Annotated in this window: 26 protein-coding genes and 1 tRNA gene; 26 read left to right on the top strand and 1 reads right to left on the bottom strand. The window is 61.5% G+C overall.

Going from position 1 to position 23,948, the window contains the following annotated elements; genetic code table 11:
* The 8 genes from ilvN (at nt 1) to AC0V2Y_RS04920 (ending at nt 7,980) form a co-directional block, all read left to right on the top strand.
* Nucleotides 1–492: an acetolactate synthase small subunit gene (ilvN, locus tag AC0V2Y_RS04955; RefSeq protein ID WP_010399754.1), complete on the top strand. Its 492-nt coding sequence runs from the start codon at nt 1–3 to the stop codon at nt 490–492.
* A gap of 75 nt (nt 493–567) precedes the next feature.
* Entirely contained in the window at nt 568–1,584 is a 1,017-nt protein-coding gene (gene ilvC, locus AC0V2Y_RS04950; protein ID WP_076567050.1) for a ketol-acid reductoisomerase, read from the top strand.
* 252 nt (nt 1,585–1,836) lie between these two features.
* Complete coding sequence (locus AC0V2Y_RS04945; protein WP_475415398.1) at nt 1,837–2,145, top strand: hypothetical protein; 309 nt, start codon at nt 1,837–1,839, stop codon at nt 2,143–2,145.
* A gap of 164 nt (nt 2,146–2,309) precedes the next feature.
* Nucleotides 2,310–3,548 (top strand): MFS transporter, encoded by a 1,239-nt coding sequence (locus AC0V2Y_RS04940; RefSeq protein ID WP_475415397.1) that lies wholly within the window; start codon nt 2,310–2,312, stop codon nt 3,546–3,548.
* A 205-nt stretch (nt 3,549–3,753) separates the two neighbouring features.
* Nucleotides 3,754–4,521 carry an SIMPL domain-containing protein gene (locus tag AC0V2Y_RS04935; RefSeq protein WP_475415396.1) on the top strand — a complete coding sequence of 256 codons (768 nt, stop codon included), beginning with the start codon at nt 3,754–3,756 and terminating at the stop codon, nt 4,519–4,521.
* 101 nt (nt 4,522–4,622) lie between these two features.
* Entirely contained in the window at nt 4,623–5,378 is a 756-nt protein-coding gene (locus AC0V2Y_RS04930; protein WP_475415395.1) for an SIMPL domain-containing protein, read from the top strand.
* Between the two features lie 157 nt (nt 5,379–5,535).
* Nucleotides 5,536–6,387, top strand: coding sequence for a CDP-diacylglycerol--serine O-phosphatidyltransferase (gene pssA / locus AC0V2Y_RS04925; RefSeq protein ID WP_086136413.1), 852 nt, complete (start codon nt 5,536–5,538; stop codon nt 6,385–6,387).
* Nucleotides 6,388–6,435: 48 nt separating this feature from the next.
* Nucleotides 6,436–7,980, top strand: a complete 1,545-nt coding sequence (locus AC0V2Y_RS04920; protein WP_070288764.1) for a 2-isopropylmalate synthase — start codon at nt 6,436–6,438, stop codon at nt 7,978–7,980.
* Between the two features lie 76 nt (nt 7,981–8,056).
* Here the strand turns inward: AC0V2Y_RS04920 and bamE are convergent, their stop codons facing one another.
* Nucleotides 8,057–8,554 (bottom strand): outer membrane protein assembly factor BamE domain-containing protein, encoded by a 498-nt coding sequence (gene bamE, locus AC0V2Y_RS04915; RefSeq protein ID WP_475415394.1) that lies wholly within the window; start codon nt 8,552–8,554, stop codon nt 8,057–8,059.
* Between the two features lie 185 nt (nt 8,555–8,739).
* Between bamE and rpsO the strand changes: the two genes are divergently transcribed.
* From rpsO to nuoF, 18 genes are all read left to right on the top strand, one after another.
* Nucleotides 8,740–9,009 (top strand): 30S ribosomal protein S15, encoded by a 270-nt coding sequence (rpsO, locus tag AC0V2Y_RS04910; protein WP_010399743.1) that lies wholly within the window; start codon nt 8,740–8,742, stop codon nt 9,007–9,009.
* A 220-nt stretch (nt 9,010–9,229) separates the two neighbouring features.
* Nucleotides 9,230–11,347: a polyribonucleotide nucleotidyltransferase gene (gene pnp, locus AC0V2Y_RS04905; protein ID WP_475415393.1), complete on the top strand. Its 2,118-nt coding sequence runs from the start codon at nt 9,230–9,232 to the stop codon at nt 11,345–11,347.
* A 216-nt stretch (nt 11,348–11,563) separates the two neighbouring features.
* Nucleotides 11,564–12,259 (top strand): hypothetical protein, encoded by a 696-nt coding sequence (locus tag AC0V2Y_RS04900; protein ID WP_475415392.1) that lies wholly within the window; start codon nt 11,564–11,566, stop codon nt 12,257–12,259.
* 6 nt (nt 12,260–12,265) lie between these two features.
* Nucleotides 12,266–12,565 carry a hypothetical protein gene (locus AC0V2Y_RS04895; protein ID WP_475415391.1) on the top strand — a complete coding sequence of 100 codons (300 nt, stop codon included), beginning with the start codon at nt 12,266–12,268 and terminating at the stop codon, nt 12,563–12,565.
* A gap of 143 nt (nt 12,566–12,708) precedes the next feature.
* Entirely contained in the window at nt 12,709–14,649 is a 1,941-nt protein-coding gene (locus AC0V2Y_RS04890) for a methyl-accepting chemotaxis protein (RefSeq protein WP_475415390.1), read from the top strand.
* A 154-nt stretch (nt 14,650–14,803) separates the two neighbouring features.
* A complete protein-coding gene (locus tag AC0V2Y_RS04885) occupies nt 14,804–15,013 on the top strand; it encodes a hypothetical protein (protein ID WP_475415389.1) in 210 nt (69 codons plus the stop codon).
* Between the two features lie 245 nt (nt 15,014–15,258).
* Nucleotides 15,259–16,020, top strand: coding sequence for a GIN domain-containing protein (locus tag AC0V2Y_RS04880; RefSeq protein WP_475415388.1), 762 nt, complete (start codon nt 15,259–15,261; stop codon nt 16,018–16,020).
* Between the two features lie 60 nt (nt 16,021–16,080).
* The gene (locus tag AC0V2Y_RS04875; RefSeq protein WP_475415387.1) at nt 16,081–16,689 is read left to right on the top strand and encodes a tetratricopeptide repeat protein; all 609 of its coding nucleotides are present in this window, start codon (nt 16,081–16,083) and stop codon (nt 16,687–16,689) included.
* A gap of 69 nt (nt 16,690–16,758) precedes the next feature.
* Nucleotides 16,759–17,739 carry an NAD(P)H-quinone oxidoreductase gene (locus AC0V2Y_RS04870; RefSeq protein WP_475415386.1) on the top strand — a complete coding sequence of 327 codons (981 nt, stop codon included), beginning with the start codon at nt 16,759–16,761 and terminating at the stop codon, nt 17,737–17,739.
* 73 nt (nt 17,740–17,812) lie between these two features.
* Complete coding sequence (tpiA, locus tag AC0V2Y_RS04865; protein ID WP_475415385.1) at nt 17,813–18,562, top strand: triose-phosphate isomerase; 750 nt, start codon at nt 17,813–17,815, stop codon at nt 18,560–18,562.
* A 28-nt stretch (nt 18,563–18,590) separates the two neighbouring features.
* Nucleotides 18,591–18,995: a preprotein translocase subunit SecG gene (gene secG, locus AC0V2Y_RS04860; RefSeq protein ID WP_034749996.1), complete on the top strand. Its 405-nt coding sequence runs from the start codon at nt 18,591–18,593 to the stop codon at nt 18,993–18,995.
* Nucleotides 18,996–19,186: 191 nt separating this feature from the next.
* Nucleotides 19,187–19,271, top strand: a tRNA-Leu gene (locus AC0V2Y_RS04855).
* Between the two features lie 177 nt (nt 19,272–19,448).
* On the top strand, nt 19,449–19,808 hold the full coding sequence (locus tag AC0V2Y_RS04850) for an NADH-quinone oxidoreductase subunit A (RefSeq protein WP_010399734.1): 360 nt from the start codon (nt 19,449–19,451) through the stop codon (nt 19,806–19,808).
* 3 nt (nt 19,809–19,811) lie between these two features.
* Nucleotides 19,812–20,288: a NuoB/complex I 20 kDa subunit family protein gene (locus tag AC0V2Y_RS04845; protein WP_010399733.1), complete on the top strand. Its 477-nt coding sequence runs from the start codon at nt 19,812–19,814 to the stop codon at nt 20,286–20,288.
* Nucleotides 20,289–20,305: 17 nt separating this feature from the next.
* Nucleotides 20,306–20,899, top strand: a complete 594-nt coding sequence (locus AC0V2Y_RS04840; RefSeq protein ID WP_475415384.1) for an NADH-quinone oxidoreductase subunit C — start codon at nt 20,306–20,308, stop codon at nt 20,897–20,899.
* The gene (locus AC0V2Y_RS04835; RefSeq protein WP_010399731.1) at nt 20,899–22,152 is read left to right on the top strand and encodes an NADH-quinone oxidoreductase subunit D; all 1,254 of its coding nucleotides are present in this window, start codon (nt 20,899–20,901) and stop codon (nt 22,150–22,152) included. Before AC0V2Y_RS04840 ends, AC0V2Y_RS04835 begins: the two co-directional genes overlap by 1 nt.
* Before the next feature lie 12 nt (nt 22,153–22,164).
* The gene (nuoE, locus tag AC0V2Y_RS04830) at nt 22,165–22,644 is read left to right on the top strand and encodes an NADH-quinone oxidoreductase subunit NuoE (RefSeq protein ID WP_035820520.1); all 480 of its coding nucleotides are present in this window, start codon (nt 22,165–22,167) and stop codon (nt 22,642–22,644) included.
* Nucleotides 22,641–23,936: an NADH-quinone oxidoreductase subunit NuoF gene (gene nuoF / locus AC0V2Y_RS04825; protein ID WP_010399729.1), complete on the top strand. Its 1,296-nt coding sequence runs from the start codon at nt 22,641–22,643 to the stop codon at nt 23,934–23,936. Before nuoE ends, nuoF begins: the two co-directional genes overlap by 4 nt.
* Nucleotides 23,937–23,948 lie beyond the last annotated feature (12 nt).

Here is a 23,948-nt window from a genome sequence, read left to right as displayed (position 1 = left end):
ATGCGCCATATTATTTCTGTCTTGCTGGAAAACGAAGCGGGCGCCCTGTCGCGCGTGGTGGGTCTGTTCTCGGCACGCGGCTACAACATCGAAACATTGACGGTGGCGCCGACGGAAGACTCGACCCTGTCGCGCATGACCATCGTCACCAGCGGTTCGGATGACATCATCGAGCAGATCACCAAGCACCTCAACCGCCTCATCGAGGTAGTCAAGGTGGTGGACTTGACCGAAGGCCAGCATATCGAACGCGAGTTGATGCTGATCAAGGTCCGTGCCGTGGGCAAGGAGCGCGAGGAAATGAAGCGCACCGCCGATATCTTCCGTGGCCGCATCATCGATGTCACGGAAAAGACGTACACGATCGAACTGACCGGCAACAAGGTCAAGCTCGACGCGTTCATCGATTCGATCGACCGCGCCGCCATCCTGGAAACCGTCCGCACGGGCGGTTCCGGCATCGGCCGCGGCGAACGCATCCTCAAGGTATAAAAGTACACAGCAGCACTACGCGGCCCGCGGGCCGCATTTAAAACAACAACGCATCATCAAATTATAGGAAATACCATGAAAGTTTTTTACGACAAAGACGCTGACCTCTCCTTGATCAAAGGCAAAAACGTCGCCATCATCGGCTACGGTTCGCAAGGCCACGCGCACGCGCAAAACCTGAACGATTCGGGCGTCAACGTCACCGTCGGCCTGCGCAAGGGCGGCGCTTCGTGGACCAAGGTCGAGCAAGCGGGCCTGAAAGTGGCGGAAGTCAACGACGCCGTGAAAGCGGCCGACGTCATCATGATCTTGCTGCCGGATGAAAACATCGCCCAGGTCTACAACGAAAACATCGCGCCGTTCGCCAAGCAAGGCGCCGTGCTGGCCTTCGCCCACGGCTTCAACGTGCATTACGGCCAAGTCGTGCCACGCGCCGACCTGGACGTGATCATGGTCGCGCCGAAAGCGCCTGGCCACACCGTGCGCGCCACCTACACCCAGGGCGGCGGCGTGCCCCACCTGATCGCCGTGTACCAGGACAAATCGGGCATCGCCCGTGACGTCGCCCTGTCGTACGCCTCGGCCAACGGCGGCGGCCGTGCCGGCATCATCGAAACGAATTTCCGTGAGGAAACCGAAACCGACTTGTTCGGCGAACAAGCCGTGCTGTGCGGCGGCGCCGTGGAACTGATCAAGGCCGGCTTCGAAACCCTGACGGAAGCGGGCTACGCGCCTGAAATGGCGTACTTCGAGTGCTTGCACGAACTGAAGCTGATCGTCGACCTGATCTATGAAGGCGGCATCGCCAACATGAACTACTCGATCTCGAACAACGCCGAATACGGCGAATACGTGACCGGCCCTAAGGTCGTCACCTCGGCCACCAAGGATGCGATGCGTCAATGCCTGAAAGATATTCAAACGGGCGAATACGCGAAGAGCTTCATCCTGGAAAACAAGGCAGGCGCACCGACCCTGATCTCGCGCCGCCGTCTGACGTCCGAGCACCAGATCGAAGAAGTGGGCGCGAAACTGCGCGCCATGATGCCTTGGATCGCGAAGAACAAGATGGTCGACCAGTCGAAGAACTAAGCATTTACCGTTCTTTACAGGAAGCCGGCGCAAGCCGGCTTTTTTTGTGCGCAGGCGTTTGGCCGCCAACATCCGTTACAATCAGACCCAGTCAACCATACCGTCAGCACCATGCTTGTTTTTTCTAAAGTTTTTGTAGGGAATCTTCATGCGGTCAAGCGCCCCATCTCGGTTGCCATCAGCTGCTGGTTTCTGATCCTCAGCTCGTTGTTATCGCTGGCCTCGGCTTACCTTGGCCGCAACGATCCCGCCATGCTGGCCGGGATGACACACGGCGCGATTCCCGTCGAGGCGCAATACGTGATGATGCTCTTCAGCCTGGGCCTGACCCTGGTGACAGCCCTGGCCATGCTGCAAAGGCAGCGTGGCGCGCGCACCGTCTATCTGGTGTGGGGCGTGATCGACATTGCGTTCTGTCTGGCGACCTTGCCGCTGAAGATGAACGTCTTGCCTGGCGCGCTCATGTTGGCCGTCACCTGCGCCTTCCTGTACAGTCCGAAATCGAATGCCTGGTTTTCGCCGCGCAAGGCGGCCAATGATGCCTGCATGACGCCAGCTTGAGGTGCGCACGCTTTTGCTGCGTTTGCTTTACAATTCCGCCCTTCCTTTGCAGTTTCCTGTGGACTGCATCTGTTTCGGTATCTGCCGACCGCAACGCGCATCACCGCTTTTGTAGCACGCCAGGCGCTGGTTGATCAGCCGCTTGCGCAATCTGAAGGACCCCTATGACCGACCGCATCACCGCCGCAGTGCCCATGCCGGGCACTGCCGAATCTTCCATTTCCGAACGGCTTCCCGTGCTGGCCTTGCTGGCCCTGGCCATGACGGCGTTTCTCGCCCTCCTGTCGGAAACCTTGCCGGCCGGCTTGCTGCCGCAGATTGCCAAGGACCTCAATATTTCCGAAGTCATGACGGGCCAGTTGGTCACCGTGTACGCCATCGGTTCCATATTGACGGCGATTCCCCTGACGGCGCTGACGAGCAGCTGGCGCCGGCGCAATGTCCTGTTGCTGGCCATCATCGGCTTTTTGATCTTCAATACGGCGACGGCCCTGGCGCCCAACTACCTCGTCGCCCTGGTGTCGCGCTTCGTGACGGGCATGGCCGCCGGTCTGGCCTGGGGCTTGATGGCCGGCTACGCGCGCCGCATGGTGAGCGTCGAGCAGCAGGGCAGGGCGATGGCCATCGCCATGATCGGCACGCCGCTGGCCCTGTCGCTGGGCGTGCCGCTGGGTACCCTGATGGGCGGCGTGCTGGGCTGGCGCAGCATCTTCGGCATCATGTCCGGCCTGGCCGTGGTGCTGGTCGCGTGGGTGCTGCTGGTCGTGCCCGATTATCCGGGGCAAAAGCAGGGCGAGCGTTTGTCGATCCGCCAGGTGTTCATGACGCCGGGCGTGCGGCCGATTCTGGCGGTGATCGTCGCCTGGATGCTGGCGCATAACATTTTATATACGTATATCGCGCCGTTCCTGGCGCCGTCCGGCTTGCGCCCCCGCGTCGACCTGGTACTGCTCGTGTATGGCGTGGGCTCCTTGGCCGGCATCTGGCTGGTCAGCCAGCTGATCGACCGCTGGCTGCGCCCGCTCGTGCTGGGCTGCATCGCCGCCTTTGCCCTCGTGATGGTGGCGCTGGGGCTGGCGATGGACTCGCCCGCCGTGATCTATGTCAGCATGGCCATCTGGGGCATCACCTTTGGCGGCGCCGGTACCTTGCTGCAGACGGCGTCGGCGGACGCGGCCGGCGACGGCATGGACGTGGCGCAAGCGATGGTGGCGACCATTTGGAACGTGGCCATCGCGGGCGGCGGCCTGGCGGGCGGCATGTTGCTCGACGGTTATGGCGCGGCGTCGTTCCCGTGGGCCATGCTGGCCTTGCTGCTGGTGGCGTTGACCATCGCCTGGTGCGCGCACCGCCACAGTTTCAAGCCGGGCCGGCGCAGCGGCGGCGCGGTGCTGGGCCACTAATAACGTTGTTATTTGAAATTGCAGTGTATTGAAATGTGAGCAGATGTGACTGCCAGGCACATTTTGTGACGATTTGTTAATTTGCGCCACAGGAATGAATGAGGCGTTAGAATCTACACAGTTTGACAAGTTTCTCAGGCGAAAGGGATGGCAAAGCCTCCCCTTCGCGGGCTGTCAGCCACATTAACTACCTAGGAGTACCCCCATGACCGTGATGAAATCCGTCCTTGTTGCCGCCGCAGCCACCGTTGCCCTGAGCGCGCAAGCCCACGCACAAGCTCAAACCTTGCCGACTTCCGGCACCCTGGTGGTGGTCCCCGCATTTGGCGAAGTCAAGCATGTCAATGACCAGGTGGTCGCTACCCTGGCCGTCGAAGAACAGGACAAGGACAAGGCTGCCGCCGCGTCGAGAGTCAACCAGAAGATGAACAAGGGTATCGCCATCGTCAAGCAGGCCGATCCGTCGGCGGCACTGAAATCGTACGGCTACTACACCTATCCCGTGTACCCGGAAGAGCGCCCATTGCCGGCCGGCGCCGTGGCCAAGCCGCGTTTGCCAACTGCCTGGCGCGTCGGCCAGTACCTGGAAGTGACGACGGCCAACCTGGCGTCCTTGCCAAAAACCGTGTCGGCGGCGCAAGGCGTGCTGACCCTGAATGGCTTGAATTTCGGCCTGAAGCCGGAAACCGTTCGCTTGCTGGACGACCAGCGCATCGCCGCCACCTATAAAAACCTGAACGAGCGCGTGGCCGCCATCGCCAAGGCCATGGGCCGCAATGTCTCCGACGCCGTGCTCGATACGGTGGACTTCGAAGGTTCGGGCAACTACGCCACGGAAAGCCGTCCTGCCGCCGCGCCGATGATGATGCGTAGCGCCAAGATGGCCGAAGACAGCACCGTTGCCGAACCGAGCTTCGAGCCGGGCGAAACGACGCTCGACATGCGTGTCGTCGGCAAGGTCAAGTTCAAGTAAGCGCATCCGCGTGGAAATGTTTCCGCGTTAGCATGTTTTAAAAATCATGGGGCTGTTGGCCCCATGGTTGTTTTTGCCCCATTATTTTCCAGGAGAACACCATGACCGTCATGAAATCGCTGCTGGCCGCGGCCGCCGCTGCCGTAGCCCTGGGCGCCCACGCCCAAACCTTGCCCACCTCGGGCACCCTCGTGGTGGTGCCCGCGAATGGCGAAGTGGTGCACGCGAACGACCAGGTGACCGTCACCCTGGCCATCGAAGAGCAGGACAAGGACAAGGCCGCCGCCGCCTCGCGCGTGAACCAGAAGATGAACCAGGGTGCGGCCATCGTCAAGAAGGCCGACCCGCAAGCCGTGCTGAAGACCCAGGGCTATTACACGTATGCCGTGTACCCGGAAACGGCGCCCTTGCCGCCGGGCGTCGCCGCCAAGCCAAGGGTGCCGACGGGCTGGCGCGTGGGCCAGTACCTGCAGGTGACGACGACCAACCTGGCCGCCTTGCCGAAAACCGTTTCCGCAGCGCAAGGCGTGCTGACCCTGAACCGCCTGAATTTCGGCCTGGCACCCGCCACCGTGCGCAAGCTCGACGACCAGCGCATCGCCGCCGCGTACAAGAACCTCAATGAGCGCGTGGCCGCCATCGCCGGCGCCATGGGCCGCAACGTCAATGACGCCGTGATCGATACCATCGATTTCGAAGGTTCGGGCAACTATGCGCAGCGCGCCAACGTGGCAGGCGCGCGCGCCATGAGCGCCGATTCCATGGGCTATGGCGGCAGCCAGGTGGCCGAACCGAGCTTCGAACCGGGCGAAACGACCCTCAACATGGGCTTGGTGGCCAAGGTCAAGTTCAAATAAGGCTAGTATTGGTGTCAATATTGCCGGCTTGACGCCGCCGCGCTTTTCTTTGGCGGCGGCTCCTCTATAATGGCAACATCGGCAGGCGCACGCCGTGACAGTCTTGCGCCTGCCATCTGGCACCGAATCCCCTGCAGTACACAAGATATGGAACAACATGGCAAACTTCCCCCGTCGTAGAGGCAAGAACGGCACTCCCGCAGCATCCAAAGCGTCCCGCTTCAGTAAATTCGTGCGCCAGCCGGTGACCGATGGCACTGGCAAGAAAACCTTGCGCCGCCGCGGCATCTATCTGTTGCCGAACGCCTTCACGACGGCAGCCCTGTTTTGCGGCTTCTACGCCATCGTCATGGCCATGAACCAGAAGTTCGAACACGCGGCCTGGGCCATCTTCATCGCCATGATCCTCGACGGCCTAGATGGCCGCATCGCGCGCCTGACGAATACGCAGAGCGAATTCGGCGCCCAGTACGACAGCCTGTCCGACATGGTGTCGTTCGGCGCCGCGCCGGCGCTGGTGATCTACGAATGGTCGCTGCGCGGCATGGGTAAGCTGGGCTGGCTGGCCGCCTTCGTGTATTGCGCCGGCGCCGCCCTGCGCCTGGCCCGCTTCAACACGAACATCGCCGTGGTCGACAAGCGCTTCTTCCAGGGCTTGCCCAGCCCGGCGGCGGCCGCCATGGTGGCCGGTTTCATCCTGCTGATGAACGACCTGGAATTTGCCGGCAACCAGCTGGCCTGGGTGTCGTGGACGATCGCCCTGTTCTCCGGCCTGACCATGGTCACCAACGTGCCGTTCTACAGCTTCAAGGATGTGAATTTCCGCAAGTCCGTGCCTTTCATCGTGGTATTCCTGTTGGCATTGTTCTTCGCGCTCATTTCCATCGACCCGCCGAAAGTGCTGTTCCCGATTTTCGTCGCCTATGGCCTGTCCGGCTACGCCGTGTTTTTCTGGCGCATGGCGAAGGGCAAGCCCGTCAGCATCATCCAGACCGACCCCGAGCATTGATGCGCCGAGTCGGTAGCGTCGCCAGTCTTCAGCCAGCCAGGAGCAGCCATGAACACCAGCAACCGACTCATCATTTTTGACACCACCCTGCGCGACGGCGAGCAATCGCCGGGCGCTTCCATGACGCGCGAGGAAAAGCTGCGCATCGCCAAGCAGCTCGAGCGCATGAAGGTCGACGTGATCGAAGCGGGCTTTGCCGCCGCCTCGCAGGGCGACTTCGAGTCGATACGGGCGATTGCCGGCGCCGTGCGCGAATCGACCATCTGTTCGCTGTCGCGCGCCAACGACCGCGACATCGCCCGCGCCGCCGAAGCGCTGGCGCCAGCCGAACGCAAGCGCATCCACACCTTTATCGCCACCTCGCCGCTGCACATGCAGATGAAGCTGCGCATGACGCCCGAGGAAGTCTTGTTGCAGGCGCAGAACGCCGTGCGCTACGCGCGCCAGTTCACGGACGACATCGAATTCAGCCCCGAAGACGGCAGCCGCTCGGACGAGGATTTCCTCTGCCGCGTGCTGGAGGGCGTGATCGCCGAGGGCGCCACCACCATCAATTTCCCCGATACGGTGGGCTATGCCGTGCCTGAAATCTTCGGCAATACCATCAAGCGCTTGCGCGAACGCATACCGAACTCCGATAAAGCCATCTGGTCTGTCCATTGTCATAACGACCTGGGCCTGGCTGTGGCCAATTCGCTGGCCGGCGTCATGATCGGCGGCGCGCGGCAGATCGAGTGTACCGTCAATGGCCTGGGCGAGCGGGCCGGCAATACGGCGTTGGAAGAGGTGGTGATGGCGCTGCGCACGCGCGCCGCCTATTACAACCTGACGGTGGGTATCGATACGACGCAAATCGTGGCCGCCTCGAAAATGGTGTCGCAGATCACGGGCTTTGCCGTGCAGCCGAACAAGGCCGTCGTGGGCGCGAATGCCTTTGCGCACGCGTCCGGCATCCACCAGGACGGCATTTTAAAGGCGCGCGAGACGTATGAAATCATGCGCGCCGAAGACGTGGGCTGGACGGCCAACAAGATCGTCCTCGGTAAACTGTCGGGCCGCAACGCCTTCAAGCAGCGGCTGCATGAGCTGGGCATCGCGCTCGAATCCGAAGCGGAAGTCAACGCCGCCTTCCTGCGTTTCAAGGAGCTGGCTGACCGCAAATCCGAGATCTTCGACGAAGACATCATGGCTCTCGTCAGCGAGGAGCAGCAGGCGCAGGAGAGTGAGCACTACCGTTTCATTTCCCTGACGCAGCAATCGACGACAGGCGCCGTGCCCCATGCGCGCGTGGAATTTCTCGTCGGCGGCGAACAGCGCAGCTGCGAAGGGCGGGGCGACGGCCCCGTCGACGCCACCGTCAACGCCATCGAAAGCGCGGCCGCCAGCGGCGCGGAACTGGTCTTGTTCTCCGTCAATGCCATCAGCACGGGCACGCAGTCGCAGGGCGAAGTCACCATGCGCCTGTCGCGCGACGGGCGCATCGTCAACGGCGTGGGCGCCGACCCCGATATCATCGTCGCGTCGGCCAAGGCGTATTTGTCGGCGCTGAATAAATTACACGCGAAAGACGAGCGCATCGACCCGCAGCCGTAAGTCGGGGTCAGACCCGCCGGGTCTGACCCCAGAATTTGCATTTGGGATAGGCGCTAGTCTTGGTGCAAGACGCTCGTCACCAGAAAAACCGCCGCTCTTCTTTGGCCGGATCGGGCCCGTTCATCATCATGCGCACGATGCCGTCGTGGTCGAAGTGCACGTGCATCATGGAATCCCACACGCCCGATTCCTTGTAGCGGTAGGACCAGACGTGCAGTTTCGGCAGCGACAGATACGAGGTTTCCGTCGGGCGGCCCAGGATGTGCAGCACGTCTTGCTGGGTCGACACGCCTACCTTGATGCGGGCAAAGCCCGGCGTGTCGAGCACTTGCTCGTAGGAAATCAGCTTGTCGTCGGGGCCGAAGCGGGCCATGTACGTGTACTGGCCGTACGGGCCCGTCGCGTATTCCAGTTCCGGCCCCGTGGGCAGCTGGTAGATGGCCGTGGGCCGGCCCAGGCGCGCTTCCACGGCGGCGCGCGGCTCACCCGGCTGCGGCGGCGGGACGTTCCAGCTGGCGCAGCCGGTCAGCGCGGCAAATAGCAGCGGCGTTGCTAATTTGAGCAGTTTTTTCATGTTTGACCTCCTGAAATGCAGGAAAACCCTATCATGCACCGAGAAAAGCGCGCACGGCAGGATACAGGCGGGCATTTTTCCGATATACTTGCGCGTCTGGTTGGAAGCCTAGGCCAGTATTTTAATAATCGTAGTTCACGGTGGATAGGGTTCAGACTCTGTGCACCGCATGTGAAAGGTTTATCATGACAGTAGAAAACATCAACAAAGCCGCTATCATCGCGGACAACGCACGTGGTCAAAACGACACCGGCTCCCCTGAAGTGCAAGTTGCACTGCTGACAGCTCGCATCAACGAACTGAACGGCCACTTCAAAGCCCACTCGAAAGATCACCACTCCCGCCGCGGCCTGATCATGATGGTCAACCGTCGTAAGAGCCTGTTGTCCTACCTGAAGGCTAAAGACGCTACCCGTTATCGCGACCTGATCGCTAAACTTGGTCTGCGCAAGTAATTTTTGCCGTACAAGGTTTATACAGAAATGCCTGCGCCAGTTCGCTGACGCGGGCATTTTGTCATTTGAATTCCGGATTTATGTCGAGAAGTACAGTATTCTCTACCGATATCATGTTTTAAAAGTAAAGTAGTAAAGGCGGCAACGGTGTTTCCGCCGCCTGTGGTGAGGTGAACGACAGCCCCTGAAAATCTGTCGGCAATTAGAAAAGGGATACCCCATGTTTAACAAAGTTACGAAAACCTTCCAGTACGGTCAACATCAAGTGACCCTGGAAACCGGCGAAATCGCTCGTCAGGCATCCGGCGCAGTGCTGGTGTCGATCGAAGATACCGTCGTTCTGGCAACGGTGGTGGCACGCAAAGATGCCAAGCCGGGCCAGGATTTCTTCCCTTTGACGGTTGATTATGTCGAGAAAACCTATGCTGCCGGTAAAATCCCGGGCGGTTTTTTCAAGCGCGAAGGCCGTCCTTCCGAAAAAGAAACACTGACATCGCGTCTGATCGACCGTCCTATCCGTCCATTGTTCCCGGAAGGCTACCTGAATGAAGTGCAAGTCATCATTCACGTGTTGTCGGTCAACCCTGAAATCGATCCGGACATCGCCGCCATGATCGGCGCCTCGGCCGCCCTGTGCGTATCGGGCGTGCCTTTCAACGGCCCGATCGGCGCCGCGCGCGTCGGTTACGCCAATGGCCAGTACATCCTGAATCCGACCGTCCAGCAACTGAAAACGTCGCAGATGGACCTGGTGGTCGCCGGTACCGAAACGGCCGTGCTGATGGTCGAATCGGAAGCGCAACAGCTGTCCGAAGAAATCATGCTGGGCGCCGTGGTCTTCGGCCACGACCAGATGAAAGTCGTCATCGACGCGATTCACGACCTGGTGCGTGACGGCGGCAAGCCGGAAGTGGAATGGGCGCCTGCGCCGAAGAACGAAGCACTGATCGCCCGCGTCGCGCATTTCGCCAACGCCAAGATCAATGACGCGTATCAAACCAAGGACAAGCAAGAGCGTACGGCCAAGCTGAAGGCAGCAACGTCGGAAGTGATCGCCGACCTGTCGGCCGAAGCGGCTGCCGCCGGCGGCGCGTCGATCGACAGCGCGGAAGTGAACAACATCCTGTTCGACATCGAAGCGAAAATCGTGCGTACGCAGATCCTGGACGGCGAGCCACGCATCGACGGCCGCGACACGCGCACCGTGCGTCCGATCTCGATCCGCACCAGCGTGCTGCCACGCACCCACGGTTCGGCCCTGTTCACGCGCGGCGAAACGCAGGCGCTGGTCGTGGCAACGTTGGGCACCGCCCGCGACAGCCAGAAGATCGACGCGCTGATGGGCGAGTTCACCGATTCGTTCATGCTGCATTACAACATGCCTCCGTTCGCCACCGGCGAAACGGGCCGTGTCGGTACGCCGAAACGCCGCGAAATCGGCCACGGCCGCCTGGCCAAGCGCGCGCTGATCGCCGCCCTGCCAGCCGCCGAAGAGTTCAGCTACTCGGTGCGCCTGGTATCGGAAATCACGGAATCGAACGGCTCCTCGTCGATGGCTTCCGTGTGCGGCGGCTGCCTGGCACTGATGGACGCCGGCGTGCCGATGAAAGAGCACGTGGCCGGTATCGCCATGGGCCTGATCAAGGAAGGCGGCAAGTTTGCCGTGCTGTCCGACATCCTGGGCGACGAAGATCACCTGGGCGACATGGACTTCAAGGTAGCCGGTACCCGCAACGGTATCACGGCGCTGCAGATGGACATCAAGATCATGGGCATCACCAAGGAAATCATGCAAGTGGCACTGGCGCAAGCCAAGGAAGGCCGTGAGCACATCCTGGGCGAAATGCAAAAAGCCATGCCGCACGTCAAAACCGAACTGTCCGATTTCGCACCGCGTCTGATCACCATCAAGATCAACCCGGAAAAAATCCGTGACGTGATCGGCAAGGGCGGCGCCGTGATCCGCGCGCTGACCGAAGAGACGGGCACCCAGATCGACATCAGCGACGAAGGCGTGGTCACCATCGCTTCCGTCGACGCGCAAGCCGGCCAGGAAGCCAAGCGCCGCATCGAAGAACTGACCGCGTCCGTCGAAGTGGGCAAGACCTACGAAGGCACCGTGCTGAAACTGCTGGACTTCGGCGCCATCGTGCAAGTCATGCCAGGCAAGGACGGCTTGCTGCATATCTCGCAGATCGCCAACGAGCGCGTCAACGCCGTGGCCGACTACCTGAAAGAAGGCCAGCTGGTGCGCGTCAAAGTGCTGGAAACGGACGACCGCGGCCGCTTGAAGCTGTCGATGAAAGCTGCCGAAGGCAACGAAGCGCCAGCCGCTTAAGTTCGTCTAAGTCAGCCTGAGTGCGGCTAGGTCCGCATGCTCAACAACCGCCAGTGCGCAAGCCCTGGCGGTTTTTTTATGCATATCGCTTGCGCTGTATCGAAGGTGTGTGCCGACGCGTGCACCGGCCTTGATCCAGCGCGTATCGGCCGCCGCCGCGCCTTGTAGATTCGGAGTGGGATTTTCCCTCGAACGAGTCTTCCAAGGAGATGCAGCATGCGCACATTCTGCGGGCTGGCCGCCGCCTTCCTGTTTGCCGTCGCGCCCGGCGTCCGGGCACAGCTGGACAACGTACCCACGCCGGTGCCGTTGCCCATCCCCATCGCCGCCGCGTCCGCGTCCATGCCGGCGCAAGACCTTGACGCCTTGCGCGCCGTGCATGCGCGTGAAATCAATGACCTCAGCACGTTCAGGACGGCGGGCTTGCCGCGGGACGCAATCGACGCCTACCTCGAGAGCGGGCCGGGACAGCAGTTCCTGCGCGAGCTGCGCGCCGCCGATCCTGCCGCCTCGGCCGACACCATCTATGCGCGGGCGGTCGAGCAGCTCGCTTCCGGCAGCACCGTGCCCGACTTGCAAGCCATGTCAGCCGCATTGGTAAAAATCGTGCCGCATGGCCAGAATGTGTCGCCGTATTCGCCGTATTTCACTACCAGCGCGCAATTGCAGCTGGCTTCTGGCCGCTGCGCCACCCTGGCCGACTGTTTCGGCTTGCCCTTGAAGAGCGAGGCGCCGCTGTATGATGTGTATCAGATCATGCCCAAGGGCACCGTCAATGTATTCGTCAGCGAGGTGGCGCCGACGGAAGAGCTGGGCGGGCTGGTACGGCGCAAGGGTGGGGCGCAGCAGTATTTGCTCCCCAACCGTAGTCTGTGGTCGGCACCCGTGCTGATCGGCACGATCAAGAATTGAGGACAGATGATGGATCAACAGCGTTTGCAAGCCCATGCCGCGGAACTGGAGCAGTTGCTGGCGCGCCTGGCGCCCGCCGACGGCGAGGTGGCCGACCTGCGCAGCGCGCTCGAGCCGTTGCTGGCCCTGGTGGGCAGCGGCGCCTTGAGCGCGCCGCTGCCGTGGGGCGATATCCCCGGCGGGCGCTATTTTACGGAAGGCGGCTTGCGCCGGTACCCCGAGCTGGAACAGGCATTTGCCCGCTTCCGCATCGAGGCGACGGGTGGCGAATCGCCGGCTCTGCGCAAGCTGCGCGGCGAGATATAGTTAATATTTTATTAATGCATAGTTAATATAAGGTATCAATTGTTGTTTATGGGTAATCGATAGTCGGTATTGCTTGACGACAAATTCTTATTCCCCGACCATGGCGCATCCCTCCCGATTTTCTCTTTTTTATTGGATGCACCATGTTGTCCTCCCTTAAGGCGCGGCTGATCGCCATCGCCGTTTCCATCGTCGTGCTGGCCATGCTGGCCGTCGCCATCGCCAATTTCTTCACCACGCGTTCAAGCACCCTGGCCGCGCTCGACACGCAGATGCTGCAGTTGTCGCACAGCCATGCGCAAGCCATCGCCGAATGGCTGCGTTCCAAGCAAGCCGTCGTGGGCTCGCTCAAGCAGGGCGCCACGGCGGCCGATCCGCTGCCGGCCCTGAAGGCGGCCGAGCAGGCAGGCACGTTCGACATGGCGTATATCGGCTTTGCCGACAAGCACGCCGTCTTCTCGCAGGAGCGCAAGCGCGCCGCCGACTACGATCCCACGGCGCGGCCCTGGTACAAGCTGGCGTCCGAAGTGGGCGGCCCCATCATCACGGCGCCGTATATCGGCGCCAGCACGGGCAAGCTGGTGGTGACGTTCGCCGAGCCGCTGGGCGGCAAGGGCAGCGTGACGGGCGTGATGGCGGCAGACGTGATGATGGATGCGGTGGTGCAAAACGTCGCCTCGATCAAGCCGACGGCGGCCAGCTATGCCTTCCTCGTCGATGGCGGCGGCAAGATCATCGCCCATCCGGACGGCAAGCTGACGCTGAAGCCGCTGGCCGAGCTCGACCCGGGCCTGAGCGCGCAGGCGCTGGCCGATATCGAAAAGAGCGGTGACGGCGCCGCCATCCGCCTGGACGGGCGCGACGGCATCTTGCATGTGAGTAAGGTTCCAGGCAGCGACTGGCTGCTGGCGACCGTGCTCGACCGTGAGGAAGCGACGCAAGCCTTGAGCTCCATGCTGCGCGCCTCGGCACTGACGGCCTTGCTTGTGCTGGCCCTGGCCGCCACGGTACTGAGCGTGCTGGTGGCGCGCGCCTTGCGCCGCCTGGGCCTGGTGCGCGATGCGATGGAAGCGATCGCCACGGGTGACGGCGACCTGACCAGCCGCCTCGATGCGCAAGGCACGGACGAGCTGGCACAGATCGCCAAGGCCTTTAACTTGTTCGTCGAAAAGATCGCCACCGTGCTGGTGCAGATCCGCAGCATCAGCACCCTGGTGCGCAGCGAGTCGGCCGATATTGCCGCCGGCAACGCCGACCTGTCCTCGCGCACGGAAGCGCAGGCGGGCGCGCTGGAAGAAACGGCCAGTTCGATGGATGAGCTGACCTCGACCGTCAAGCAGAATGCGGAGAACGCGCATGCGGCCAACGAATTGGCCGTGTCCGCTTCGGAAGTGGCGGCCAAGGGCGGGCGCGTGGTGCAGCAGGTGGTGGGCACCATGGCCGGCATCCAGGAAAGCTCGCGCAAGATCGTCGACATCATCGGCGTGATCGACGGCATCGCCTTCCAGACGAATATCCTGGCCTTGAACGCGGCCGTCGAGGCGGCGCGCGCGGGCGAGCAGGGCAGGGGCTTTGCCGTGGTCGCCTCCGAAGTGCGCAACCTGGCGCAACGCTCCGCTGGCGCGGCCAAGGAAATCAAGGAATTGATCGGCGACTCGGTGGAAAAAGTCGATGCGGGCGGCCGCCTCGTCGATGAGGCGGGCCAGACCATGGATCAGGTGGTGGCCTCGGTGCAGCAATTGACGACCATCATGAGCGAAATCACGGTGGCCAGCCGTGAACAGAGCGCCGGCATCGGCGAGATCAATACGGCCGTCACGCACATGGATACCATGACACAGCAGAATGCCGCCCTCGTCGAGCAGGCGGCCGCCGCCGCGGAAAGCCTGCAGGAGCAGGCCGTGGACCTGGCGCAAGCCGTCGGCATGTTCCGCCTGGGCGATGCCGGCCCTGCCGCCGCGCCCGTGGCGCGCCTCAAGGCGAAGCCGGCTGCTCCGGCGCCACGCGCGCCGGCCCGCGCGCTGTCGCCGGTCAAGCCCGTCAAGGCGGCCAAGTCCGGCGCCGACGAGTGGGAAGAGTTTTAAGCTGCAAGCGTAGCGATCTGCGCGTTCATCCGCGTTTTTGTCAGGCCAGCCTGCCAAAAGCGCAGTTCGTCGCAATCGGCGTGCCGGCCGGGAGCGGTATGGCTATAGTGACACCATACCGCAAGCCCACTGCCAGACACCCGAGGAGAACAACATGAACGTCGCTAAAAACATGGAAATCATTGCCGTTGCCGCCGCCATCCTGCTCGGCGCCGGCTGTTACGCCATCGCTCCGGCCGCCCCGGCCCTGCAAGTGGCCAGTTCCACGGCCAGCCTGACCGCGCCAGCGAACAAGGCTGCCATGCAAGTGGTGGTGGTCAAGGCCAAGCGCCTGACTGCCGCCGAAAAAGCCCGTTTCGCATAAGACACCCATCAAAACCTACTGCGCGTCGCGATTTGCGGCTTCCGATGCTCACTGTGCATTCGCACAGTTCCGCTTCTCGGGCCAACGGGGGCGCCGAGCCTCACTGCCGCTCGCTACGGTTTTGTCAGGCGTCAAAGTCATTGCCAGTCATTTTCCGCGCTGCTAGAGTGCAAGGCGCGATGCAATGCCGGCCGCCCAACGCGGGCGCCGCAATACATAAAAACAAGATACCGAGGATGCACTACATGAAAAAGATACTGCAACTGGCGCTGCTGTTCCTGGCGACACTGGGCCTGGTGCGCGGCGTGGCCGCCGAGACCCGCTTGCTGGAAATGCGCAACGTCGACGCCCGCGTGGTGCGCGTCAAGCTCGATGGCGTGATGGAAGTGCGCATTCGCCAGGGCAACGTGCCTTCGCTGAGCATCACTGCCGACAAGCGCTACATCGCCGATGTCAGCACGGCGCAAAGCGGCGACACGCTGCACATCGAAACGGAAGTGCGCGGCTTCAAGCTCGGCCCCACGTCGATCCGCGCCGACCTGGTCTTGCCGAACTTGCGCGAGCTGAGTTCGGAAGGCTTCGGCAGCACCGACATCACGGGTTTCAAGGGCGAGGAACTGACCCTGTCGCTGGAAGGGGCGGGCAGCATCAAGCTGGTGGGCGACTACCGCAAGCTCAATGCCAGCCTGGGCGGCGTGGGCAGCATGCAGCTCTGGATCGGCAACAATGAGCGCGCGGAGCTGGACTTGCAGGGCGCCGGTTCCGTGGTGCTGGGCGGACGCGGGCGCATGCTGAAAGCCAGCCTGGGCGGCCTGGGCAGCCTGAATGCGCAACAGTTCGAAGTCGATGCCGTCAACCTGGAATTGAGCGGCCTGGGCAATGCCACGGTGAATGCCCATACGAATGCCAAGCTGAACCTGAGCGGACTCGGTTCGGTGGTGGTGTACGGCAAGCCGGCCAACCGCGACGTCAGCGTCGAGGGCCTGGGCAAAGTTAGCTGGAAGTAAGGGGCTCCTGCCTTGGGCAGGATAGGAAAAGAAAAAGCAGTCAGACCACATCCCATTCCGATGAAAAAACTGATCATTACATTACTCATGCTGTTGACGATACAGCTACCCGCGCGGGCTGGCTTCGTCGAAGGCGCCAGCGCCTACAACAACAAGAATTACGCGCTGGCTTATAAGGAAATATTGCCCCTTGCGAAGACCGGCAATGCCGATGCCCAGCACTTGCTGGGCTTGATGTATTACATGGGACGGGGCTTGCCGCAGGATTACAAGCAAGCGATGTTCTGGCACCGCAAGGCGGCCGAGCAGGGCAAGGCCGACGCCCAGTACGTGGTGGGCGCCATGTATTACACGGGCAACGCCGTGCTGCAAGACCACAAGCAGGCCGTCAGCTGGTTCCGCAAGGCGGCCGAGCAGAACCATGCCGAGGCGCAGCAGGTGCTGGGCCTGATGTACCGCTATCACATGGGCGGCGTGCAGCAGGACAACGTCATCGCCTACATGCTGTGGAACCTGGCGGCCGCGAATGGCAACGCGAATGCGGCCGACCAGCGCGCCGCCGTGGTGCGCAAGATGACGCATGAGCAAGTCGAGGAAGGGCAGGCCCTGTCGGCGAAATGGAAGCCGGGCACGCCCTTGCCGCGCCAGTCGAAGACGGGCGGCGCTTAGGAGGGACCCTCCCTGCAAGGGTGGACGGCTTGGCGTACAATCGCCGTTTTCCCTTGAAAGAGTCCCGCCATGCGTGCAGTTGCCATCAGCCAGCCAGGTCCCGCCGACGTTTTGCAGATCGCCGAACGTCCCATGCCGCAATATAAGGCGGGCGAACTGCTGATCAAGGTGCACGCGGCCGGCATCAACCGCCCCGACGTGCTGCAGCGCCTGGGCAAATATGCGCCGCCAGCCGGCGCCTCGGACTTGCCTGGCCTGGAAGTGGCGGGCGAAGTCGTCGATGGCGACTTTGCCAATACCGGATTCAAGAAGGGTGACCTGGTCTGCGCGCTGGTGCAGGGCGGCGGCTATGCCGAATACTGCGCCGCACCCGCCGGCCAGTGCCTGCCCTTGCCCAAGGGCTTGACGGCGCTGGAAGGTGCGTCTTTGCCGGAAAACTTCTTTACCGTCTGGAGCAATGTGTTCGACCGCTGCGCGCTGGCGGACGGTGAAACGTTATTGGTGCAGGGCGGCACCTCGGGCATCGGCGTGGCGGCCATTCAATTGGCGGCCGCGCTCGGTCACCGCGTGTTTGCCACGGCCGGCAGCGACGAGAAGGCGCGCGCCTGCGAGGCGCTGGGCGCCGAACGCGGTATCAATTACCGCACGGAAGACTTCGTCGCCGTCGTCAAGGAATTGACCGATGGCAAAGGCGTCGACGTCATCCTCGACATGGTGGGCGGCGACTACCTGCCGCGCGAAATCGATTGCCTGGCCGATGATGGCCGCATCGGCCTGATCGCCGTGCAGGGCGGCACCAAGGCGGAGCTGGACCTGGGTGCCTTGCTGCGCCGTCGCCTGACGGTGACAGGTTCCACCTTGCGTCCCCGTTCCGTCGCCTTCAAGGCGGCCATCGCGCACCACCTGCGCACGACCGTCTGGCCGCTGATCGAAGCGGGCAAGATCAAGCCCGTGATCCATCAAACTTTCCCGTTGGAAAAGGCCAACGAGGCGCATGCCTTGATGGAAGCGAGCACGCACGTGGGCAAGATCATGTTGCAAGTTGCCTGAAACGGGGCACTGCCTGTTTGACCGGCATCGGTGCCGGAGTTAGAATGACGGGTTATTAAGAATTTAGGCTACTATGCGTCGCAAACTCGTCGTCGGAAATTGGAAAATGAACGGCAGTCGCACCTCGAACGCGGTGTTATTGTCTGAAATAGTTGCTGGCTTGACCGCCTCTGGCGCCGCCAGCGCCGTCTGCGTGCCCGCGCCCTACCTGGCGCAGTGCCAGGCGCAATTGGCAGGCACGGCGCTCGGCTGGGGTGCGCAGGATGTTTCCGCGCATGCCAGCGGCGCCTACACGGGCGAAATCTCGGTCGCCATGCTGCAGGATTTCGGCTGCGGCTATGTGGTGATCGGGCATTCCGAGCGTCGCGCCTACCACGGCGAGACCGATGCGCAGGTGGCGGCCAAGACGGTTGCCGCGCTGGCGGCGGGCATCACGCCTATCGTCTGCATCGGCGAGACCCTGGCGCAGCGCGAAGCGGGCCAGACCAATGCCGTGGTGGAGCAGCAACTGGGCGCCGTGCTGGCGGCGATTTCCGCCGACGACGTGGCGAAACTGGTGCTGGCCTATGAGCCGGTCTGGGCCATCGGCACGGGCAAGACGGCCACGCCGCAAATGGCGCAGGACGTGCATCAGGTATTGCGCGCCCAGCTGGCAGAAAAGAATGCGGTAGCGGCCGCCGGCGTGCAGATCCTGTACGGCGGCAGCATGAAGCCGGAGAACGCAAAAGAATTGATGGCGATGCCGGATATCGATGGCGGTCTGATCGGTGGAGCAGCATTGAAGGCGGCGGATTTCCTGGCGATTATTCACGCCGCCGATTGAATTAATTTAAACTGAGAATGGAATTGCAATGAACATGATGTTCAATCTGGTAGTGGTAGTACAGGTTATTTCGGCATTGTCGATTATCGCGCTGGTGTTGCTGCAGCACGGCAAGGGCGCCGACATGGGTGCCGCCTTCGGTTCGGGCGCCTCGGGCAGCCTGTTCGGTGCGACGGGTTCGTCGAACTTCATGTCGAAATCGACGGGCGTTGCCGCCGCGATCTTCTTCGGCGCCACGCTGGCCCTGTCGCTGATGGCCAATCAGCGTGCCACCACGGTGGGCGGCGGCGTGATGGATAAGGTCGTCAAGCCGGTGCCGGTCACCGGCGCGGGCGCGATCCCGACGACGGTGCCTGCGGCAGCTCCGGCAGCCAGCGCTCCGGCAGCGGCGGCACCGGTTGCCAGCACCCCGGCCGGCGCGATTCCGAAGTAATTCTGCAGGAACTCGATACCTCATCGAGAGTAATTCTCATTACGGGCAGATTATTGCTCAATGTTTTAGCAGCGCGGCAGGAAAAAATCGTGACGCGCTGGAAGATGTAAAAATTTATCGTTTTTATCTGTGTTTTGATGCATTTGTGCATTAACTTTAGCGCCAAAGCAGAGTAGAATACGGGCCTTACCGCCGACGTGGTGAAATTGGTAGACACGCTATCTTGAGGGGGTAGTGGCGCAAGCTGTACGAGTTCGAGTCTCGTCGTCGGCACCAGAAATCAGAAGCCAGCAACGGCGCACGAGCCATGGCTCGTACAAAGTTGCTGGCTTTTTTTACGAGGATGTGTCGTTCGATCCTGGTCTTAGCTTTGATTGGGGTCGTGCGTTAGATACGCTGCAAATGATCGCAGCGTCCTCATTTAACCGATCGTTCAATATAAGCTCATCAATCGTGAACCTCGAAAATTACTTCCCCGTCCTGCTGTTCATTATTATCGGCCTCGGTGTCGGTATCGCTCCCCAGCTCCTGGGGCGCCTGTTAGGCCCTAACAAGCCTGACGCAGCAAAACTCTCCCCGTACGAATGTGGTTTTGAAGCATTCGAAGACGCGCGCATGAAATTCGATGTGCGCTACTATCTGGTCGCAATCCTGTTTATTTTGTTCGATCTGGAAACGGCATTCTTTTTCCCATGGGGCGTTGCAATGCGCGACCTGGGCTGGGCCGGTTTCGTCACGATGATGGTGTTCATCGCTGAATTCGTGGTCGGATTTTGGTACATTTGGAAGAAAGGTGCCCTTGACTGGGAATAAGCCATGGCTATTGAAGGCGTATTAAGCGAAGGTTTCATCACCACCTCGGCCGACAAGCTGATCAACTGGGCGCGCACCGGGTCTATGTTCCCGATGACGTTCGGTCTGGCCTGCTGTGCGGTCGAAATGATGCATGTGGGCGCAGCCCGCTACGATATGGACCGTTTCGGCGTCGTGTTCCGTCCGTCGCCGCGTCAGTCCGACGTCATGATCGTTGCCGGTACCCTGTGCAACAAGATGGCGCCGGCCCTGCGCAAGGTCTACGACCAGATGGCAGAGCCACGCTGGGTCATCTCGATGGGTTCCTGCGCCAATGGCGGCGGGTACTACCATTACTCCTATTCCGTGGTGCGCGGCTGCGACCGCATCGTGCCCGTCGACGTGTATGTGCCAGGCTGTCCTCCGACCGCTGAAGCCTTGCTGTACGGCATCATGCAGTTGCAGAACAAGATCAAGCGTACCAGCACGATCGCACGCTAACCGGGTCGCTTCAGATTATGACAACACATTTAGAAGTATTGCAAAACGCCCTCGGCACTGCCCTGGGCGATCGCGTTAGCACGACGGTTGCGCTGGGCGAAGTCACCTTGCAGGTCAAGGCCGAGGACTACCTGGCCGTAATGCAGACCCTGCGCGACGATCCGGCCCTGCATTTCGAGCAATTGCTCGACCTGTGCGGCGTCGACTACTCGACCTATGGCGACGGCAGCTGGGATGGCCTGCGGTTCGCAGCCGTTTCGCACTTGCTGTCGGTCAAGCACAACTGGCGCGTGCGCGTGCGCGTGTTCGCGCCGGACGACGACATGCCGCTGCTGCCCTCCGTGGTCGGCATCTGGCGCGCCGTCAACTGGTACGAGCGCGAAGCGTTCGACCTGCTGGGCATCCTCTTCGAAGGCCACAACGACTTGCGCCGCCTGCTGACCGACTACGGTTTCATCGGCCATCCGTTCCGCAAGGATTTCCCCGTCTCCGGCTATGTCGAGATGCGTTACGATCCGGAACAAAAGCGCGTGATTTACCAGCCCGTGACGATCGAGCCGCGGGAAAACGTGCCGCGCGTGATCCGCGAAGAACATTACGGGATGAAATAATGGCTGAGATTAAGAACTACACCCTGAACTTTGGGCCGCAGCATCCGGCCGCGCACGGTGTGCTGCGCCTGGTGCTGGAGATGGATGGCGAAGTCATCCAGCGCGCCGACCCGCATATCGGCCTGCTGCACCGCGCCACCGAAAAGCTGGCCGAACAGAAGACCTACCTGCAATCCGTGCCGTACATGGACCGTCTCGACTATGTGTCGATGATGTGCAATGAACACGCGTACGTGATGGCGATCGAAAAGATGCTGGGCCTGGAAGTGCCCCTGCGCGCGCAATACATCCGCGTCATGTTCGACGAGATGACGCGCATCCTGAACCACCTGATGTGGCTCGGCACCCACGCGCTGGACGTTGGCGCCATGGGCCCGTTCCTGTATTGCTTCCGCGACCGCGAAGACTTGTTCGACGCCTACGAGGCGGTATCGGGCGCGCGCATGCACGCGGCCTACTACCGTCCGGGCGGCGTGTACCGCGACCTGCCGGACGCGATGCCGCAGCACAAGGCCTCGATCATCCGCAACGCCAAGGCGATTTCCAAGCTGAATGAAAACCGCCAGGGTTCCCTGCTGGACTTCATCGAAGACTTCGCGCGCCGCTTCCCGAATTCCGTGGACGAGTACGAAACCCTGCTGACCGACAACCGTATCTGGAAACAGCGTACCGTCGGCATCGGCGTGGTCTCGCCGGAAGATGCGCTGGCCATGGGCTTTACGGGCGCCATGCTGCGCGGCTCGGGCGTGCAGTGGGACTTGCGCAAGAAACAGCCGTACGAAGTGTACGACCTGATGGATTTCGACATTCCTATCGGCACCAACGGCGATTGCTACGACCGCTACCTGGTCCGCGTGGAAGAGCTGCGCCAGTCGAACCGCATCATCAAGCAATGCGTGGAGTGGCTGCGCAACAATGAAGGTCCTGTCATGACCAGCAACCGCAAGGTGGCGCCTCCGGGCCGTGTCGACATGAAGACCAACATGGAATCGCTGATTCACCACTTCAAGCTGTTCACGGAGGGTTTCCACGTGCCGCCAGGCGAGGCCTACAGCGCCGTGGAACATCCGAAGGGCGAGTTCGGCGTGTACCTGGTGTCCGATGGCGCCAACAAGCCGTACCGCATGAAACTGCGCGCGCCAGACTACGCCCACTTGCAGTCGCTCGACGAGATGGCGCGTGGGCACATGCTTGCCGACGCCGTGACCATCATCGGGACGCAAGATATCGTGTTCGGCAGTATTGACCGCTAAGAGGCAAAAAGTATGTTGTTATCAGAGCAATGCTATAAGAAAATTGACCGCGAGCTGGCCAAGTACCCGGCCGACCAGCGTCAGTCGGCCGTCATGGCCGCGCTGGCCCATGCCCAGGATGAACTGGGCTGGCTGGCGCCGGAAACCATGAAGGAACTGGCCGATTACATCGGCATGCCGGCGATTGCCGTGCAGGAAGTGGCCACGTTCTACAATATGTACAACGTGAAACCCGTGGGCAAGCACAAGATCACCGTGTGCACCAACCTGCCATGCGCCCTGTCGGGCGGCGTGCGCGCTGCAGAGTACCTGAAGCAGAAACTGGGTATCGATTTCCGCGAAACCACCGCAGACGGCCAGTTCACCCTGGTCGAAGGCGAGTGCATGGGTGCTTGCGGCGATGCGCCTGTCTTGCTGGTCAGTAATAAAACCATGTGCAGCTGGATGTCGAACGAGAAAATCGACGCCATGCTGGAGGAACTCAAGAAATGACGTCACTCCACAACCGCCATATCGATCCATTGATCCTGAAGGATCTGGATGGCAAGAACTGGCATTTGCAAGATTATGTGAACCGCGGCGGCTACAGCGCCCTGCGGCGTATCCTGGAAGAGAAAATCACGCCGGAACAGATCATCGCCGACCTCAAGGCCTCGTCCTTGCGCGGCCGTGGCGGCGCGGGTTTCCCTACCGGCCTGAAGTGGAGCTTCATGCCGCGCCAGTTCCCGGGTCAGAAATACCTCGTCTGCAATACAGATGAAGGCGAACCGGGCACTTTCAAGGACCGCGACATCATTCGTTACAATCCCCATGCCCTGATCGAAGGCATGGCCATTGGCGCTTATGCGATGGGCATCACCGTGGGCTACAACTATATCCACGGTGAAATCTTCCAGGAATACCTGCGTTTCGAAGAAGCGCTGGAAGAGGCGCGCGCCGCCGGTTTCCTGGGCGACAAGATCATGGGCAGCGAGTTCTCGTTCCAGTTGCATGCGCACCATGGTTATGGCGCCTACATCTGCGGCGAGGAAACGGCCCTGCTGGAGTCGCTGGAAGGCAAGAAAGGCCAGCCGCGCTTCAAGCCGCCTTTCCCTGCCTCGTTCGGCCTGTACGGCAAGCCGACGACGATCAACAACACGGAAACCTTTGCGGCCGTGCCTTTCGTGCTGAACATCGGCCCGGAGAAATACCTGGCGATGGGCAAGCCGAACAACGGCGGCTCGAAGATCTTCTCGATCTCGGGCGACGTGGAAAAACCGGGCAACTACGAAGTGCCGCTCGGCACCCCGTTTGCGACCCTGCTGGAACTGGCAGGCGGCATGCGCGGTGGCAAAAAGATCAAGGCCGTGATTCCTGGCGGCTCGTCCGCGCCGGTGATCCGCGGCGACATCATGATGCAGACCGACCTGGACTACGACTCGATCGCGAAAGCCGGTTCGATGTTGGGTTCGGGCGCCGTCATCGTGATGGACGAAACACGCTGCATGGTGAAGGCGCTGGAACGCCTGTCCTACTTCTACTTTGAAGAATCGTGCGGCCAGTGTACGCCTTGCCGTGAAGGCACAGGCTGGATGTACCGCATGGTGCACCGCATCGAGCAGGGGCAGGGTCGTCCAGACGACCTGGACATGCTCAACTCGATCGCCGACAACATCCAGGGCCGCACCATTTGCGCGCTGGGCGATGCGGCTGCCATGCCGGTACGGGCCTTCATTAAGAATTTCCGTGAAGAATTTGAATATCATATCGAGCACAAGCATTGCTTAGTGCCCGCATATATCTAAGCTGCGTCAGGT

This window comes from Janthinobacterium sp. BHSEK, from assembly GCF_056174685.1.
Note: the sequence above shows the minus strand (reverse complement) of the source record. Positions and strands in the feature narration are given on the sequence as shown.